19 protein-coding genes are annotated in these 17,155 nt (G+C 69.6%); 3 read left to right on the top strand and 16 right to left on the bottom strand.

The window, feature by feature from the left end:
* Positions 1-94: 94 nt before the first annotated feature.
* From ACIA8N_RS05875 to ACIA8N_RS05860, 4 genes are all read right to left on the bottom strand, one after another.
* Positions 95-463, bottom strand: coding sequence for a holo-ACP synthase (locus ACIA8N_RS05875; protein ID WP_030214077.1), 369 nt, complete (start codon positions 461-463; stop codon positions 95-97).
* A 7-nt stretch (positions 464-470) separates the two neighbouring features.
* Positions 471-2,318: a glutamine--fructose-6-phosphate transaminase (isomerizing) gene (gene glmS / locus ACIA8N_RS05870; protein ID WP_365783247.1), complete on the bottom strand. Its 1,848-nt coding sequence runs from the start codon at positions 2,316-2,318 to the stop codon at positions 471-473.
* Positions 2,319-2,357: 39 nt separating this feature from the next.
* Positions 2,358-3,086, bottom strand: a complete 729-nt coding sequence (locus ACIA8N_RS05865; RefSeq protein ID WP_365783245.1) for a hypothetical protein — start codon at positions 3,084-3,086, stop codon at positions 2,358-2,360.
* A gap of 143 nt (positions 3,087-3,229) precedes the next feature.
* On the bottom strand, positions 3,230-3,985 hold the full coding sequence (locus tag ACIA8N_RS05860; RefSeq protein WP_365783243.1) for a hypothetical protein: 756 nt from the start codon (positions 3,983-3,985) through the stop codon (positions 3,230-3,232).
* 194 nt (positions 3,986-4,179) lie between these two features.
* On the opposite strand from ACIA8N_RS05860, the gene coaA reads away from it, so the two are divergent.
* Both coaA and ACIA8N_RS05850 read left to right on the top strand, forming a co-directional pair.
* Positions 4,180-5,208 carry a type I pantothenate kinase gene (coaA, locus tag ACIA8N_RS05855; RefSeq protein WP_030549242.1) on the top strand — a complete coding sequence of 343 codons (1,029 nt, stop codon included), beginning with the start codon at positions 4,180-4,182 and terminating at the stop codon, positions 5,206-5,208.
* A gap of 38 nt (positions 5,209-5,246) precedes the next feature.
* Positions 5,247-6,194: a DUF389 domain-containing protein gene (locus ACIA8N_RS05850; RefSeq protein ID WP_365783240.1), complete on the top strand. Its 948-nt coding sequence runs from the start codon at positions 5,247-5,249 to the stop codon at positions 6,192-6,194.
* Positions 6,195-6,270: 76 nt separating this feature from the next.
* Here ACIA8N_RS05850 and glmM read toward each other — a convergent pair whose 3' ends face one another.
* The 4 genes from glmM to ACIA8N_RS05830 all read right to left on the bottom strand — a co-directional run bounded on the left by glmM (position 6,271) and on the right by ACIA8N_RS05830 (position 10,804).
* Positions 6,271-7,629, bottom strand: coding sequence for a phosphoglucosamine mutase (gene glmM / locus ACIA8N_RS05845; RefSeq protein ID WP_365783238.1), 1,359 nt, complete (start codon positions 7,627-7,629; stop codon positions 6,271-6,273).
* 161 nt (positions 7,630-7,790) lie between these two features.
* Positions 7,791-8,303 carry a 30S ribosomal protein S9 gene (gene rpsI / locus ACIA8N_RS05840; RefSeq protein ID WP_015035601.1) on the bottom strand — a complete coding sequence of 171 codons (513 nt, stop codon included), beginning with the start codon at positions 8,301-8,303 and terminating at the stop codon, positions 7,791-7,793.
* A 44-nt stretch (positions 8,304-8,347) separates the two neighbouring features.
* Positions 8,348-8,791 (bottom strand): 50S ribosomal protein L13, encoded by a 444-nt coding sequence (gene rplM / locus ACIA8N_RS05835; RefSeq protein ID WP_053646145.1) that lies wholly within the window; start codon positions 8,789-8,791, stop codon positions 8,348-8,350.
* 390 nt (positions 8,792-9,181) lie between these two features.
* The gene (locus ACIA8N_RS05830; protein ID WP_365783236.1) at positions 9,182-10,804 is read right to left on the bottom strand and encodes an ATP-binding cassette domain-containing protein; all 1,623 of its coding nucleotides are present in this window, start codon (positions 10,802-10,804) and stop codon (positions 9,182-9,184) included.
* Between the two features lie 56 nt (positions 10,805-10,860).
* On the opposite strand from ACIA8N_RS05830, the gene ACIA8N_RS05825 reads away from it, so the two are divergent.
* Positions 10,861-11,850 (top strand): hypothetical protein, encoded by a 990-nt coding sequence (locus ACIA8N_RS05825; RefSeq protein WP_365783234.1) that lies wholly within the window; start codon positions 10,861-10,863, stop codon positions 11,848-11,850.
* Here the strand turns inward: ACIA8N_RS05825 and truA are convergent.
* The 8 genes from truA to map all read right to left on the bottom strand — a co-directional run bounded on the left by truA (position 11,821) and on the right by map (position 16,999).
* The gene (gene truA, locus ACIA8N_RS05820; RefSeq protein ID WP_365783232.1) at positions 11,821-12,678 is read right to left on the bottom strand and encodes a tRNA pseudouridine(38-40) synthase TruA; all 858 of its coding nucleotides are present in this window, start codon (positions 12,676-12,678) and stop codon (positions 11,821-11,823) included. The two genes, ACIA8N_RS05825 and truA, sit on opposite strands and share 30 nt — an antisense overlap.
* 82 nt (positions 12,679-12,760) lie before the next feature.
* Complete coding sequence (gene rplQ, locus ACIA8N_RS05815) at positions 12,761-13,225, bottom strand: 50S ribosomal protein L17 (RefSeq protein ID WP_017239591.1); 465 nt, start codon at positions 13,223-13,225, stop codon at positions 12,761-12,763.
* A gap of 142 nt (positions 13,226-13,367) precedes the next feature.
* Positions 13,368-14,390, bottom strand: coding sequence for a DNA-directed RNA polymerase subunit alpha (locus ACIA8N_RS05810; RefSeq protein WP_024755423.1), 1,023 nt, complete (start codon positions 14,388-14,390; stop codon positions 13,368-13,370).
* Between the two features lie 133 nt (positions 14,391-14,523).
* A complete protein-coding gene (rpsK, locus tag ACIA8N_RS05805) occupies positions 14,524-14,928 on the bottom strand; it encodes a 30S ribosomal protein S11 (RefSeq protein WP_003956432.1) in 405 nt (134 codons plus the stop codon).
* Positions 14,929-14,994: 66 nt separating this feature from the next.
* Complete coding sequence (gene rpsM, locus ACIA8N_RS05800) at positions 14,995-15,375, bottom strand: 30S ribosomal protein S13 (protein ID WP_030214048.1); 381 nt, start codon at positions 15,373-15,375, stop codon at positions 14,995-14,997.
* Between the two features lie 204 nt (positions 15,376-15,579).
* Positions 15,580-15,693, bottom strand: a complete 114-nt coding sequence (rpmJ, locus tag ACIA8N_RS05795; RefSeq protein WP_003956441.1) for a 50S ribosomal protein L36 — start codon at positions 15,691-15,693, stop codon at positions 15,580-15,582.
* Positions 15,694-15,755: 62 nt separating this feature from the next.
* Complete coding sequence (gene infA / locus ACIA8N_RS05790) at positions 15,756-15,977, bottom strand: translation initiation factor IF-1 (RefSeq protein ID WP_003956442.1); 222 nt, start codon at positions 15,975-15,977, stop codon at positions 15,756-15,758.
* 170 nt (positions 15,978-16,147) lie between these two features.
* Positions 16,148-16,999: a type I methionyl aminopeptidase gene (gene map, locus ACIA8N_RS05785; protein ID WP_365783229.1), complete on the bottom strand. Its 852-nt coding sequence runs from the start codon at positions 16,997-16,999 to the stop codon at positions 16,148-16,150.
* Positions 17,000-17,155: the final 156 nt, after the last annotated feature.

Genomic DNA, 17,155 nt, shown 5'->3' with positions numbered 1-17,155 from the left:
CCGCCGCCGGCCCTGGCAGCCGCGCGCCACGCGACCAGGGGCCCGACCGTGTCACGACGGCCTGGCCCCTGGTCCGTACGGCGGCGAAGAGCGGTCACCCTTCGGCGATCACCACCGCCGAGGCCACCCCCGCGTCATGGCTCAGCGACACGTGCCAGTGCTTCACGTTCAACTCCGCCGCCCGCGCCGCCACCGTCCCGCGCACCCGCAGCCGGGGCTGCCCGGTGCCCTCGACGTACACCTCGGCGTCGGTCCAGTGCAGCCCGCCCGGCGCGCCGAGCGCCTTGGCGAGCGCCTCCTTGGCGGCGAACCGCACGGCGAGCGAGGCCACGCCGCGCCGCTCGCCGCTCGGCAGCAGCAGCTCCCGCTCGACGAAGAGGCGCTGGAGCAGTCCCGGTGTCCGTTCGATCGACGCGGCGAAGCGGTCGATCTCCGCCACGTCGATCCCCACCCCAATGATCATTTCCCACTCACTCCACGGTCACGGATTTGGCCAGGTTGCGCGGCTGGTCCACCTCGTTGCCCCGCGCGGTGGCGAGCTCGCAGGCGAAGACCTGGAGCGGCACCGTGGAGACCAGCGGCTGGAGCAGCGTAGGCGTGGCCGGGATGCGGATGAGGTGGTCGGCGTACGGGACGACGGCCTCGTCGCCCTCCTCGGCGATCACGATGGTCCGCGCACCACGCGCCCGGATCTCCTGGATATTGGAGACGATCTTGTCGTGGAGGACGGAGCGGCCCTTCGGCGAGGGTACGACCACGACGACCGGCAGGTCCTCCTCGACCAGCGCGATCGGCCCGTGCTTGAGCTCGCCGGCGGCGAAGCCCTCGGCGTGCATGTACGCGAGCTCCTTGAGCTTCAGCGCGCCCTCCAGAGCCACCGGGTAACCGACGTGCCGCCCGAGGAAGAGCACGGTGTCCTTGTGGGCGAGGGAACGGGCGAGGGCGCGGACGGGCTCCATGGTCTCCAGGACCCGCTCGACCTCGTCGCCGATCCGCGCGAGCTCACGCACCACGGCGTGGATCTCGTCGCCCCACTTGGTGCCGCGCACCTGCCCGAGGTAGAGCGCGAGCAGATAGCAGGCGACGAGCTGGGTGAGGAAGGCCTTGGTGGAGGCGACGGCGACCTCGGGCCCGGCGTGCGTGTAGAGCACGGCGTCCGACTCCCTGGGGATCGTCGAACCGTTCGTGTTGCACACGGCGAGGACGTTGGCGCCCTGCTCGCGGGCGTGCCGGAGCGCCATCAGCGTGTCCATGGTCTCGCCGGACTGCGAGATCGCGATGACCAGGGTGCGCCGGTCGAGGATCGGGTCCCGGTAGCGGAACTCGCTGGCGAGCTCGACCTCGCAGGGGATGCGGGTCCAGTGCTCGATGGCGTACTTGGCGATGAGCCCGGCGTGGAAGGCGGTGCCGCAGGCGATGATGACGACCTTGTCGGCCTCGCGGAGCACGCTGCCCGGGATGCGCACCTCGTCGAGGGTGAGCCGTCCGGCGCCGTCGATGCGGCCGAGGAGGGTGTCGGCGACGGCCCTGGGCTGCTCGGCGATCTCCTTGAGCATGAAGTGGTCGTAGCCGCCCTTCTCGGCGGCCGAGGCGTCCCAGTCGACGTGGTAGGCCCGTACGTCGGCGGGCGCCCCCTCGAAGTCGGTGACGGTGACGCCGTCCCTGGTCAGCTCGACGACCTGGTCCTGGCCGAGTTCGATCGCCGAACGGGTGTGGGCGATGAAGGCGGACACGTCGGAGGCGAGGAAGTTCTCGCCCTCGCCGACGCCGACGACGAGCGGCGAGTTCCGGCGGGCGCCGACGACGACGTCCGGCTGGTCGGCGTGCACGGCGACGAGGGTGAACGCCCCGTCGAGCCGCCGGCACACGAGGCGCATGGCCTCCGCGAGGTCCCCGACGGAGGAGAACTCCTCGGCCAGGAGGTGGGCGACGACCTCGGTGTCGGTCTCGGAGCCCAGGGCGTGGCCGCGCTCGGCCAGTTCCTCGCGCAGGGCGGCGAAGTTCTCGATGATGCCGTTGTGGACGACGGCGACGCGCCCGGCGTTGTCGAGATGCGGGTGCGCGTTGACGTCGGTCGGGCCCCCGTGGGTGGCCCAGCGGGTGTGCCCGACGCCCACGGAACCGCCGGCCAGCGGCCGTTCCACGAGCTCCTTCTCCAGATTGAGGAGCTTGCCCGCCTTCTTCGCCGCGGCGAGGCCTCCGTCGGAGAGCACCGCGACACCGGCCGAGTCGTAGCCCCGGTATTCGAGCCTCTTGAGACCCGCGACCACCACATCAAGCGCCGACTGCCCGCCGACGTATCCCACGATTCCACACATGACGGAAGCGTAGGACGGAAGCGGTCCGCGATCGCGGACTTAGGGGAGCTTGGCGGTCTGCGCGTCGATGAGGTCCTTCGGCTGCCGGTCGACCGTGCCGCCCTTGGCGTCGTACGTGGAGAAGACGGCCACGTTGTTCCGCTTCCGGACCACGGCGAGCCGGACCGGCATCGGCACGCCCCTCTTCTCGACGGTGACGCTCCACGCGAGCGCCTCGTCCCCCGCGGACAGCGGCTCCGGCTTCACCTGTGTGTACTTGATCAGGTCCGTCGCCTGGGTCGCCGTGAACCCGTTCGCGCAGGGGGCGACGGCCGCCTTCAGGGCGGTGAGCCACTCCTGGGCCTTCGTTCCCTCGTACGTCCCGACCGCGACCTCCGTCGTGGCGGTACCGGGCTCGGGCCTCAGCACCTGCCGCAAGGATCCCCGCGCGTCGGTCGGGACCGCGAACAGGGCATCGGCGATCGGCTTGCAGGCGGGCTTGTCGACGGCAAGGGCGGTGGCCGGAAGCATGTCGACGTCCAGGTTCCCGAACCCCCGGTAGCGCGGGAGATCGTCCTGCGTGACGAGCGACGCGAAGTGCTCGTCCGTGCGCATCGTCGCGGCCGCCGTCGGAGCGGCGGAGGCGGTCGCCGTCGCGGAGGCCTTCGCGGGCCCAGCCGCCCCGCCCGGCTCCGTCCCCTTCTGCTCACCGCCGCACGCCGTGACGAGCAGGGCGAGGCACGCGGTGGTGACGGCGAGGGCGGGGTGGCGGAGGCGTACGGGTCTCATGGGCGCGGGACTCTCTCATCACAATCGAACAGACGTTTCCATCCGCACGTTAGACATCCGCCACGCCCGCATGATCACTTCGCCCCCGACCGGTACCGGACGCAACACTGCCGCCACCACCACCCCGGCCCCGCCACGACCGATCAGGCGAGCTTCTTCTCCTGCGCGCCGATGACGACCGTCGGCAGCCCCTTGACGCCCTCGGGCGAGAAGCTGATCGTCGAGAACGACGCCAGCGCGTTGCCCTTGCGGAAGACGACGAGCTTGGTGGTGAGCGGCTGGCCCTCCATGTCCACGGTGATGGAGAACGCGACCGCCTCGTCACCTGCCGTGACGCTCTCCGGGGCGACCTTGGTGACCTTCGTCTTCTCCGCGGCCTGGTCCACCGAGAAGCCGCCGGCGCACTCGGTACCAGCCGTCTTCACCGAGGCGAAGGCCTCCTGGGCGCCCTGACCGTCGTACGACCCGAGCGACAGCGCCGTCATCTGGACGCCGAGCCCCGCGAGCAGCGCGTCCTCCGGCGCGGCCGTCGCGCTCTTCTTCGGCTCCGCGATCACCCGGCGCTGCGCCGACGCGGCGGGCGAGCCGGGCGCGATGAAGGACATCGCGTGGGCGATCGGCGCGCAGGCGGCCTTGTCGGTGGTGACCTTGTCCGCCGACACGACGTCCCCGGCCTTGGCCTTCTCCACCTTGTGGCCCTTGACGTCGGCCGTCTCGACGATCAGCTTGTCCAGCTCCGCGGCGGACAGCGCCTTCGCCGCGGGCTCGGCCGCGGTCGCCGACGCGGATGCCGACGCGCCGTCCTTGCCCGCACCCTTGTCGTCCTTCTTCTCCCCGCCACAGGCGGTGACGAGCAGGGCGAAGGAGACGGCGGTGGCGGCGACGGCGGCGCTTCTCATGGACGTACGCATCTGAGGTGGCTCTCTGTTCTCTTCGTGGTTCTCGTGCCGCCCGAACGGCGGCTCCCCCCGCGTGAAGTACAGAGCGCACGCGGCTTGAGAATGATCACCCTAGTGGCCGGGTACGACAACGGCTTTTGTCACGTGACCCACCCCACGGCCCACGAAGGCCGCCGACCCCCGACAATGGCGGGGTGATCACTTCGCCGCCACGAAGCCCCGACGGGACCGGCCCCACCCCCGGAGGCGGCCCCCGCAACGGCTCTGGGCCTCGCCGCCCCTCCGAGGCGACCCCCTACGTCGACCTCACCCGGGCCGAGTGGAGCGACCTGCGGGACAAGACCCCGCTGCCGCTCACCGCCGACGAGGTCGAACGGCTCCGCGGGCTCGGGGACGTCATCGACCTCGACGAGGTACGGGACATCTACCTGCCCCTCTCCCGGCTGCTCAACCTGTACGTGCAGGCCACCAGCGGCCTCCGCGGCGCCCTGAACACCTTCCTCGGCGAGAACGCCGAACAGCGCGGCACCCCCTTCGTCATAGGGGTCGCCGGTTCCGTCGCCGTCGGCAAGTCGACGGTCTCCCGGCTCCTGCAGGCGCTGCTCGCCCGCTGGCCGGAGCACCCCCGCGTGGAGCTGGTGACCACGGACGCCTTCCTCTACCCGATGGAGGAGCTGAAGGCCCGCGGGCTCATGTCCCGCAAGGGCTTCCCCGAGTCGTACGACCGCCGGGCGCTCACCCGCTTCGTCGCCGACATCAAGGCCGGCAAGGAGGAGGTGACCGCGCCCGTCTACTCGCACCTCATCTACGACCGCGTCCCCGACGAGCGGCTGGTGGTCCGCCGCCCGGACATCCTCATCGTGGAGGGGCTCAACGTCCTCCAGCCGGCCCTGCCGGGAAAGGACGGCAGGACCCGCGTCGGCCTCGCCGACTACTTCGACTTCTCGGTGTACGTGGACGCCAGGCCCGAGGACATCGAACGCTGGTACCTCAACCGCTTCCGCAAGCTGCGCGACACCGCGTTCCAGAACCCGTCCTCGTACTTCCAGCGCTACACCCAGGTCTCCGAGGAGGAGGCCCTCGACTACGCCCGCACGATGTGGCGGACGATCAACAAGGTGAACCTCCTGGAGAACGTGGCCCCCACCCGCGGCCGGGCGACCCTCGTCGTCCGCAAGGGCCCCGACCACAAGGTGCAGCGCCTGAGCCTCCGCAAGCTCTGACCTCCCCGAGCACTCACCGCCCTCCGTAAGCTCTCCGCATGCTCCATCTCCGAATGATCGTTCCGCCGGACCGCACCCCGGACACGGTCAAGCTCATCGAGTCGACGGTCGGCACCACCCACGTGGTGGTGCTGCCCGGCGCTGCCCGCGACCCTGCCGGTGACGTGGTCATGTGCGACGTGGCCCGCGAGGCGGGCGACGAACTGCTCAGCGAGCTGCGCGGGCTGAGGATCGACCAGGACGGCTCGATCGCCGTCGAGAACATCGAGATCTCCCTCTCCGAGCGCGCCGACGTGGCCGAGGAGGAGGCCCCGGGCGAGTCCGCCGACGCGGTGCTCTGGGAGCAGCTGACGGGCGAGACGCACGAGGAGTCGACGCTCTCGGTCACGTACGGCGCGTTCATGATCCTGGCGACGATGATCGCGGCCTGCGGTGTCGTCCTCGACAACGCGATCCTGATCGTGGGCGCGATGGCGGTCGGCCCGGAGTTCGGCCCGCTCGCCGGAGTCTGTACGGCGGTGGTGCAGCGCGCGCCCAGGCTGGCTGCGCGCTCGCTGACAGCACTGCTCGTCGGCTTCGCGGCGGCGATCGCGGCCACGACGGTCTTCAGCGTGGGGATGGACGGGCTGGACCTGTTCAGCATGGAGCGGCTCGACGCCGACCGCCCCAACACCAGCTTCATCTGGCAGCCGGACCCGTTCTCCTTCGTCGTGGCACTGCTCGCCGGCGCGGCCGGCATGCTCTCGCTGACGTCCTCCAAGTCGGGCGCCCTGGTGGGCGTGGCGATCTCGGTGACGACGGTCCCGGCGGCCGCGAACGCGGCGGTGGCGCTCAGCTACGGCGAACTGGGCCAGATGTGGGGCTCGGTCGAACAGCTGCTTCTGAACCTCCTCGGCATCATGCTGGCCGGAATACTGACCCTGTACGGCCAGAAACTGTTCTGGCACACCAAGCGCGGCCGCTTCCGCCGCACGCCGAAGGTCTGAGAACGAAAACGAGGGCCCCGCCGCACCCGCTAGGGGTACGGCGAGGCCCTCGCCGCATGACGATGCCTCAGAAATGCTAGCCCAGAGCGGACTTCACGACGTCCGCGAGCCGCTCCGCGACCGCGCGCGCCTGCTCGATGTCCGCGGCCTCGACCATGACGCGGACCAGCGGCTCGGTGCCGGAGGGGCGCAGCAGGACACGGCCGGTGGAGCCGAGCTCCTGCTCGGCGGCGGTGACGGCGGCGGCGAGGTCGCCGGAGGTCTTCACCCGGGACTTGTCGACGTCCGGGACGTTGATGAGGATCTGCGGCAGCCGCTCCATCACACCGGCCAGGTCCGCGAGCGACTTGCCGGTGGCGGCGAGCCGGGCGGCCAGCATGAGGCCGGTCAGGGTGCCGTCGCCGGTGGTGGCGTGGTCGAGGACGATGACGTGCCCGGACTGCTCGCCACCGAGGGCGTAGCCGTGCTCCTTCATGGACTCCAGGACGTAGCGGTCGCCGACCCCCGTCTGGACGAGGTTCAGGCCCTCGCGCTCCATGGCGAGCTTGAAGCCCAGGTTCGACATGACGGTCGCGACGACGGTGTTCCCGCGCAGCGTGCCGGCCTCGCGCATGGCGAGGGCGAGCACGGCGAGGATCTGGTCGCCGTCGACCTCGTTGCCCGCGGCGTCCACGGCGAGGCAGCGGTCGGCGTCGCCGTCGTGCGCGATGCCCAGGTCGGCGCCGTGCTCGACGACGGCGGCCCTGAGCAGCCCGAGGTGGGTGGAGCCGCAGCCGTCGTTGATGTTGAGGCCGTCGGGCTCGGCACCGATGGTGACGACCTCGGCTCCGGCGCGCGCGAAGGCCTCGGGCGAGACGCGGGCGGCGGCGCCGTGGGCCTCGTCGAGGACGACCTTCAGACCGTCGAGGCGGTTGGGGAGGACGGCGATGAGGTGGGCGACGTACGTGTCGAAGCCCTCGTTGTAGTCACGGACCCGGCCGACGCCGGAACCGGTCGGACGCTCCCAGGGGGCGCCCGTGCGGTGCTCCTCGTACACGGCCTCGATCCGGTCCTCCAGGTCGTCGGCGAGCTTGTGGCCGCCGCGCGCGAAGAACTTGATGCCGTTGTCGGGCATGGCGTTGTGGCTGGCGGAGAGCATCACGCCGAGGTCGGCGCCGAGGACGCCGGTGAGGTGGGCCACGGCGGGGGTGGGCAGGACACCGACGCGCAGGACGTCGACGCCGGCGCTGGCGAGCCCGGCCACGACGGCGGCTTCGAGGAACTCTCCGGAGGCGCGGGGGTCGCGTCCGACCACGGCGACCGGCCGATGGCCCTCGAAGGTGCCCGCCTCGGCGAGCACGTGCGCCGCCGCGACCGAAAGGCCGAGTGCCAGCTCAGCCGTCAGGTCCGCGTTGGCCACACCGCGTACGCCATCCGTGCCGAAGAGTCGTCCCACAGCTGTCCTCCGAAATACGTGCCCAAGCCGATGAAAGAACTGATCAAAGATCAAAGATCAAAGGTGAGAAGTGTCAGGTCGAAAAGGTTATGAAAAAACGTACGCCCCGACGGCACGGGCAGTGCCGCCGGGGCGTACGAAAGCAGACCGAGCAGGCGTGATTAACGCTTGCTGTACTGCGGAGCCTTACGGGCCTTCTTGAGACCGGCCTTCTTCCGCTCGACCGCACGGTCGTCACGGGAGAGGAAGCCGGCCTTCTTCAGCGCCGGGCGGTTGTTCTCGACGTCGGCCTCGTTCAGCGCACGGGCCACGCCGAGGCGCAGGGCGCCGGCCTGACCGGAGACACCGCCACCCGCGATGCGGGCGATGACGTCGTAGCGGTTGTCGAGCTCGAGCACCTTGAAGGGCTCGTTGACTTCCTGCTGGTGCACCTTGTTGGGGAAGTAGTCCTCAAGGGTGCGACCGTTGATCTTCCACTTGCCGGTGCCCGGAACGATCCGGACGCGGGCGATGGCGTTCTTGCGACGGCCCAGGCCGGCGGCCGGCTGCGGGTCGCCGAAGCGGGACGCGAGCGACTCGGAGGTGTACTCACCCTCGACGAGCTCGGTCTCGGTGGTGTATTCCTCAACGCCCTCGAACTCGTCGACGGGGGTCTCGGGGGTGGTCTCGGCCACGATGCTCCTCAGATTTCTTTCGTTCTTAGGGGGTGTGGCCGGAACTACTGCGCGACCTGGGTGATCTCGAACGGGACCGGCTGCTGAGCAGCGTGCGGGTGGTTCTCGCCCGCGTAGACCTTCAGCTTCGAGAGCATCTGACGGCCCAGGGTGTTCTTGGGGATCATGCCCTTGATGGCCTTCTCGACGGCCTTCTCGGGGTTCTTGGAAAGCAGCTCGTCGTAACGGACGGAGCGCAGACCACCCGGGAAGCCGGAGTGGCGGTAAGCCAGCTTCTGGGTCTTCTTGTTGCCGGACAGGTGGACCTTGTCAGCGTTGATGATGATGACGAAGTCGCCCATGTCCATGTGCGGGGCGTAGACCGGCTTGTGCTTGCCTCGGAGGAGGTTCGCAGCCGTGGTCGCCAGACGGCCCAGGACGATGTCCTGCGCGTCGATGATGTGCCACTGGCGAGTGACATCGCCGGGCTTGGGGCTGTACGTACGCACTTCGTAGCCTTCGCTTCTTCAGTGGATGGAGTCCAGACACACCTGAAGCGATCATGCAGCTGGGGCCTGCACTGCCGGGACGACGCCCGTATGCGAGCCACTGGTAACTGCTCCAGGGAACCTGCGTAAAGGCTTTTCGTGTCAGCACGACGTAGCCCATACGCATAACAAACCGCAACAGTACCCGCGCCACCCCGGACGGGTCAAAACGCGCCGGACGCCCCACGCCGACCGCCCGAGGTCACCAAGCCCGCTCGACCCGCCCCTCGACCTGTCCCTGACGCCGCGCTCGCACGACTCGGCCCCTGAGGGCCTCCCCGGCTTCGCCCGGCTGCGCCGGACTCCGTCCGCCGACCGTGGCCGAGGCGGAGTCCCGCCGACCGCCCAAGGTCACCGCGCCCGCTCGACCCGCCGCTCGTCCCACACCGGCTCGGTCGTCTCCCGTACGACCCCGTCCGAACCGAAGACCAGGTACCGGTCGAAGCTCTTCGCGAACCAGCGGTCGTGGGTCACCGCCATGACGGTCCCGTCATACGTCTCAAGGCCGTCCTGGAGGGCCTCCGCGGACTCCAGGTCCAGGTTGTCCGTCGGCTCGTCGAGCAGCAGCGCCGTCGTGCCGGCCAGCTCCAGGAGCAGGATCTGGAAGCGGGCCTGCTGCCCGCCCGAGAGCTTGTCGAAGGACTGGTCGCCCTGCCGCTCCAGCTCGTACCGGCGCAGCATCGACATCGCCGCGCCCCGGTCCTTGGCGTGCTCCGACCACAGGATGTCGACGAGCGGCCGACCGGCCAGCTCCGGATGCGCGTGGGTCTGCGCGAAGTGCCCGGGCACCACACGCGCGCCGAGCTTCCAGACACCGGTGTGGGCGACCGACGGGTCACCGGCGAGGAGCCGCAGGAAGTGCGACTTGCCCGACCCGTTCGAGCCGAGGACGGCGACCCGCTCCCCGTAGAAGATCTCCAGGGAGAACGGCTTCATCAGCCCGGTCAGCTCAAGGTTCTCGCAGGTCACGGCACGTACGCCGGTCCGGCCGCCCCGCAGCCGCATCCGGATGTCCTGCTCGCGCGGCGGCTCCGGCGGCGGCCCCGCCTCCTCGAACTTCCGCAGCCGGGTCTGCGCCGCCGCGTACCGCGAGGCCATGGCGTGGCTGACCGACGCCGCCTGCCGCAGGTTGACGACGAGCTTCTTCAGCTGGGCGTGCTTCTCCTCCCAGCGCCGCTTCAGCTCCTCGAAGCGGGCGAACCGGTCCCGCCGCGCCTCGTGGAAGGTGTCGAAGCCGCCGCCGTGGACCCACACGTCCGAACCGGCCGGGCCGGGCTCCACCGCGATGATCTTCTGCGCGCCCCGGGACAGCAGCTCCCGGTCGTGAGAGATGAACAACACGGTCTTGCGGGTCTCCCGCAGCCGCTCCTCCAGCCACCGCTTGCCGGGCACGTCGAGGTAGTTGTCGGGCTCGTCGAGGAGCAGCACCTCGTCGGAGCCGCGCAGCAGCGACTCCAGGACGAGCCGCTTCTGCTCACCGCCGGACAGCGTCCTGACCTGCCGGAACTGCGCCTTCTCGTACGGCATGCCGAGCGCGGCCATGGTGCAGAGGTCCCAGACGGTCTCCGCCTCGTACCCCTGCACCTCGGCCCAGTCGCTGAGGGCCTGCGCGTACTTCATCTGCGCGGCCTCGTCATCGACGGTCATGATCAGGTGCTCGGCCTCGTCGACGGCCTTCGCGGCGTCCCGGATGCGCGGCTGGGCCACCGAGACCAGCAGGTCGCGGACGGTGGACTCGTCCCGTACGGAGCCGACGAACTGCGGCATCACACCGAGTCCGCCGCTGACGGTGACGCTGCCGCCGTGCGGCTGGAGCTCTCCGGAGATCAGCCGGAGCAGTGTGGTCTTCCCGGCGCCGTTGGCCCCGACGAGGGCGACGACGGCGCCCTCTCCCACCCGGAAGGAGGCGTCCCCGAGCAGGACCCTCCCGTCGGGAAGGTAGTACTCAAGATGCGCGGCCTCGACATGTCCCATGAGGTGCATTGTCACCGCCCGCGTCGGCTCCGCCCAACCGGTTTAGGATGCGCGGCATGAGCTTTGGGGGACCGCAGTGGCCGCAAGAGCCGCAGCAGCAGGGGCAGCAGGGGTACGGACAGCAGCCCCAGGGGCAGCCGGGATACGGGCAGCAGCAGGGCTACGGCGGGCAGCCCGGTTACGGCGGGGGACAGTCCGGGTACGGCGGGCCGCAGCAGCCCGACCCCTTCCCGGGCGCCCAGGGCGGCGGGCCGACCCCTGACTGGGGCGCGCTGGCCGACGCCTCGGCCTCCCGCAGCCGGCGCAAGCGCTGGCTGATGATCGGCGGCGGGGTCGTGGCCGCCCTGGCCGTGGGCGCGGTCGTGGCGACCGCCGTGGTGGCCACCGGCAAGAAGAACGACGAGGCCAAGAACGGCGGCGTCCCCACCGGCGCGGTCTCCCCCACCTTGTCCCCCACGCCCGAGCCGACCTTCTCCTCGGTGGCGCCGCCGCCCCCGCCGAACCCGAAGGACTACATCTCGGACCCGAAGAAGGACAAGGCTCCGCTCACCGCCGAGGGCCTGTACCCGGGCAAGAAGCTCACGATGTACAAGCGCCCGTACGTGAAGGGCGCGACCTCGTCGACCACGAACTGCGCGTCCGTGACCCAGGGCGGCCTCGGCACCGTCCTGAAGAAGAACGGCTGCCAGCGGGTGATCCGCGCCACCTATGTGAAGGACGGCGTGGCGATCACCGTCGGCGTCGCCGTCTTTCCCTCGGAGGCGGCGGCCCTCAAGGCGAAGAACCAGGCCACCGGCGGCATCGCCCCGCTGGCCGGCGCGGGCGTGAAGGAGTTCTGCCGCGCCACGGTCTGCCTGCGCCGCTCGAACGCGGTCGGCCGGTACGCGTACTTCACCCAGGCCGGCTTCACCAGCGGCAAGAAGGTCACCAAGGCCGACAAGGCCGTGTTCCTGGCCAGCGACGACCTCGGCACCTTCACGTTCAACCAGATCTACGCCCGCGGCAAGGCCCAGGCCTCAGCAGCAGCCAACGCTCCCGGGGAGTGACCGCCTGTTCCTGGCCTCCAGATTGCGGGCGGCCAGGAGCTCGTCGGCCGGGTAGCCGACCTCTTCGAGGGTGAGGCCGTGCGGCCGTACGACGTGGACGGCCGAGTCCCGGACGCCGGCCGCGAGCACCTTGCCGGGCCAGTCGACCGGCCGGTGCCCGTCGCCGACGAAGAGCAGGGCGCCGACCAGTGAGCGGACCATGTTGTGGCAGAAGGCGTCGGCCTTGACGGTGGCTTCCATCACACCGTCCGGGCGCCGCTCCCAGCGCAGCTCCTGGAGCGTACGGATGGTCGTGGCACCCTCCCGCCGCTTGCAGTAGGCGGCGAAGTCGTGCTCGCCGACGAGCGCGGCGGCGGCCTCGTTCATGGCGTCCATGTCGAGGGCCCAGTCGTGCCACAGGACGTGCCCGCGCAGCAGCGGGTCGACGCCGCCGGGGTGGTCGGTGACCCGATAGGCGTAGCGGCGCCAGATCGCCGAGAAGCGCGCGTTGAAGCCCGCGGGGGCCTCCTCCACCCGCCACACCCTCACGTCGTGCGAGAGGCGCCCGGCGAGCCGCCGGAGCAGCTTGTCGCGGTGCTCGGCCCACAGCTCGACGGGCAGGTCGACATGGGCGACCTGGCCGCGCGCGTGGACCCCTGAGTCGGTCCGGCCGGCCACGGTCAGCTCGTACGTCTCCTGGGACCGGGTCACGGTCCGCAGGGCGGCCTCGATGTCCCCCTGAACGGTCCGCTGCCCCTGCTTCTGCTTGGCCCAGCCGGAGAAGTCCCTGCCGTCGTACGAAAGGTCGAGGCGTACGCGTACGAACCCGTCCTGCACGTCATCGCTCACGTGGTGAATCCTCTCAAACACACGGGAACGGGCCCGCACCCCAGGGGGTACGGGCCCGCACACGGAAAGTCGGCGAGAACGCTTACGCGTCCTTCGACTCCTCGGCCGGAGCCTCGGCGGCCGCGTCGGCCTCCTTGACGGCGCGCACGGTGGCGGCCTCGGCCTCGGCGACGGTCGCCTTCTTGGCGATCTCGCCCTCGACCAGCTCGATCACGGCCATCGGGGCGTTGTCGCCACGACGGTTGCCGATCTTGGTGATACGGGTGTAGCCACCCGGGCGCTCGGAGTAGCGCGGCGCGATCTCGGTGAAGAGCGTGTGGACGATGCCCTTGTCGGTGATCGACTGCAGCACGAGGCGACGGTTGTGGATGTCGCCCTTCTTCGCCTTGGTGATCAGGCGCTCGGCGACCGGACGCAGGCGACGGGCCTTGGCCTCGGTCGTGGTGATGCGGCCGTGCTCGAAGAGCGACTTCGCCAGGTTGGCGAGGAGCAGCTTCTCGTGCGCGGCGGAACCGCCGAGGCGGGCACCCTTCGCGGGACGCGGCATGGTGTTTCTCCTTGTGATCTGCACCGGCCGTATGAGGTACCGATGTCAGTGTCCGAGCGGGCGGTCACCCGTCGGAGACCCCGCGCCCCATAGGGGCGCGGGGAACTGCGCGACCAGCCGAAACCGGCCCGCAGACGATCTACTAGTACTGCTCGGTCTCGACGAAACCGGCATCCGCGTCGTCGTCCGCGCCGAAGGCGTCGGCCGCGGCGGTCGGGTCGAATCCGGGCGGCGAGTCCTTCAGCGCGAGGCCCATACCGGCCAGCTTCGCCTTGACCTCGTCGATCGACTTCGCACCGAAGTTGCGGATGTCGAGCAGGTCCGCCTCGGAACGCGCCACGAGCTCACCCACGGAGTGGATGCCCTCGCGCTTGAGGCAGTTGTACGAACGAACGGTGAGCTCGAGCTCCTCGATCGGCAGCGCGAGATCGGCGGCAAGGGCGGCGTCCGTGGGGGACGGGCCCATGTCGATGCCCTCGGCGTCGATGTTGAGCTCGCGCGCCAGACCGAACAGCTCGACCAGGGTCTTGCCGGCGGACGCCATGGCGTCACGCGGGCGCATGGCCTGCTTGGTCTCGACGTCGACGATCAGCTTGTCGAAGTCGGTGCGCTGCTCGACACGGGTCGCCTCGACCTTGTACGTGACCTTGAGCACCGGCGAGTAGATGGAGTCGACCGGGATACGGCCGATCTCCTGGCCCGCCTGCTTGTTCTGCACGGCGGAGACGTAGCCGCGACCGCGCTCGACGGTCAGCTCCATCTCCAGCTTGCCCTTGCCGTTGAGCGTGGCGAGGACGAGGTCGGGGTTGTGCACCTCGACACCGGCCGGGGGCGCGATGTCGGCGGCGGTGACCAGACCCGGGCCCTGCTTGCGCAGGTACATCACGACCGGCTCGTCGTGCTCCGAGGAGACGACCAGCTGCTTGATGTTGAGGATGAGGTCGGTGACGTCCTCCTTGACGCCCGGCACGGTGGTGAACTCGTGCAGGACACCGTCGATGCGGATGCTGGTGACAGCGGCACCCGGGATCGAGGAGAGGAGGGTACGGCGGAGGGAGTTGCCGAGGGTGTAACCGAAGCCCGGCTCGAGGGGCTCGATGACGAACCGCGAGCGGAACTCGTCGACGACCTCTTCGGTCAGCGAAGGACGCTGAGCGATCAGCATGTCTTTTTTCCTTCAGTCGTGGACGCCCACTATTTGACGCCCGACGGAGTGCTGCGAACTACGTACTGCAAGGGTACGGGCGGCACGGTCCGAAGAGCCGTACCGCCCGAAGTCCTGATCAAGCAGCCGTGCGTCAGACGCGGCGGCGCTTGGGGGGACGGCAGCCGTTGTGCGGCGTGGGGGTGACGTCCTGGATCGAACCGACCTCGAGGCCCGTGGCCTGGAGGGAGCGGATCGCGGTCTCGCGGCCGGAGCCCGGACCCTTCACGAAGACGTCGACCTTGCGCATGCCGTGCTCCTGCGCGCGGCGAGCGGCCGACTCAGCGGCCATCTGCGCGGCGAACGGGGTGGACTTGCGCGAGCCCTTGAAGCCGACGTGGCCGGCGGAGGCCCAGGAGATCACGTTGCCCGAGGGGTCCGTGATCGAGACGATCGTGTTGTTGAACGTGCTCTTGATGTGGGCGTGCCCGTGAGCGACGTTCTTCTTTTCCTTGCGGCGCACCTTCTTGGCAGCGCCCTGACGACCCTTGGGGGGCATCTATATCTCCTACGGGAGGTGGTCGGTCCTACAGCGAAGACCGCTTGGTCAAGCGTCCGCTGAGGACTACTTCTTGCCCGGCTTCTTCTTGCCGGCGATGGCGCGACGCGGGCCCTTGCGGGTACGAGCGTTCGTGCTGGTGCGCTGGCCGCGGACGGGCAGGCCACGACGGTGGCGGAGGCCCTGGTAGCAGCCGATCTCGACCTTGCGGCGGATGTCGGCGGCGATCTCGCGACGGAGGTCACCCTCGGTCTGGAGGTTGGCGTCCACGTACTCGCGGATCTTGACGAGGTCTTCCTCGGCAAGCTCGCGGACACGGGTGGACGGGTTCACGCCGGTCGCGGCGAGAATCTCCTCGGACCGGGTGCGCCCGATACCGAAGACGTAGGTGAGTGCGACCACCACACGCTTTTCGCGCGGGATGTCAACACCGGAAACGCGTGCCATTCAATGGCTCCTGTGTTCTCGGGGGTCTGCTGCAGAACCGCTCCCGACCGCCGACCCTTCGATGCTTCGAAGAGTGGTACGTCCGGGTCCCCGGCCCCCGCCGGAGGTGCCGTCAACCGTTGTGGAACGGCCCGACGGGCTCTGCGTATGTACGTTGCTTGCGTCGCGCGAAGAACTGCGAAGTTGCAGGTCGGTCGGCGTGCGTCAGCCCTGGCGCTGCTTGTGGCGCAGGTTGTCGCAGATGACCATGACCCGGCCGTGACGGCGGATCACCTTGCACTTGTCGCAGATCTTCTTGACGCTCGGCTTGACCTTCATGGGTGTGAGGTTCTCCGGGTCAGTGCCATCACCCGCGCGAGAACGCGGGGTGCGGGCAAGATCTACTTGTAGCGGTAGACGATCCGGCCACGCGTCAGGTCGTACGGAGAGAGCTCCACGACGACCCGGTCGTCCGGGAGGATACGGATGTAGTGCATCCGCATCTTGCCGGAGATGTGCGCGAGGACCTTGTGACCGTTCTGGAGCTCCACCTTGAACATGGCGTTCGGGAGGGACTCGATCACGGTGCCCTCGATTTCGATGGCACCTTGCTTCTTGGCCACGCTTCGCCTTTCGAATCGGCTACCTTGATCGACTCTCGCCGCCGTATGCGGACACACGGGTACACGAGAGCCGACGCATCAGTCTACGCCAGGCCCCAGGAAAAGACGAATCGGGAAGTCTGCCCACCCGAACTGATCCTTACGCAAGGCACGACGACGCAGAAATGGGACTACGCCAGCGGGTCCGGTGCCGCCACCACGCCCAGCTCGGCCAGCTTCGCCTTGCCACCGTCGACGGCGGTCAGGACCAGGGGGCCCTCCTCCGTGAGGGCCACCGAGTGCTCCCAGTGGGAGGACCAGGTGCCGTCGGTCGTGATGACGGTCCAGTCGTCCTTCAGGACCTCCGTGTGCGGCGTGCCGAGCGAGACCATCGGCTCGATCGCCAGACAGAAGCCGGGGACCAGCTTCGGGCCCTTGCCGCGCTTGCGGGAGACGTAGTTCAGCAGGTGCGGGTCCATGTGCATCTCGGTGCCGATGCCGTGGCCGCCGTAGTCCTCGATGATCCCGTAGCGGCCGAGGCTGTGGTCGCCGACCGCCGGCCGCGGCTGCCGCTTGATGTACGTCTCGATCGCCCTGGACACGTCCACCAGACGGTTGCCCGCCTTCATGGCCGCGATACCGGCCCACATCGACTCCTCCGTCACCCGGGAGAGCTCGACGAGCTCCGGCGCGTGCCCGGTGCCCACGAAGGCCGTGTAGGCCGCGTCACCGTGCCAGCCGTCCACGATCGCGCCGCAGTCGATCGAGATGATGTCGCCGTCCTTGAGGACGGTCTTGTCGTCCGGGATGCCGTGGACGACGACCTCGTTGACCGAGGTGCAGATCGTCGCGGGGAAACCGCCGTACCCCAGGAAGTTCGACTTCGCCCCGTGGTCGGCGATGACCTTCCGCGCGACCTCGTCGAGGTCACGGGTCGTGGCGCCCGGCACGGCCGCCTCGCGGGTCGCCGCGTGAATGGCGGCGACGACAAGGCCCGCCTCACGCATCTTCGCGATCTGCTCGGGGGTCTTGATCTGCACCATCGTGGCCGCGGCCTTTCCATCGGTTATGGGGGACACAACAACGATACGGCCGCGGGGGGCGGGGGGGGGGCGCCCGCGGCGCGGGGACACCCCGCGGGGCAATATATTGGGGAGGAGCTACAGAGCGGATACAGACACCAACAGAGCAACACCCCC

This window comes from Streptomyces sp. NPDC051822 (assembly GCF_044452745.1).
In the GTDB taxonomy this organism is placed as follows: domain Bacteria; phylum Actinomycetota; class Actinomycetes; order Streptomycetales; family Streptomycetaceae; genus Streptomyces.
The sequence above is the reverse complement of the archived record's forward strand: the minus strand, read 5'-3'. Positions and strand labels throughout refer to the sequence as shown.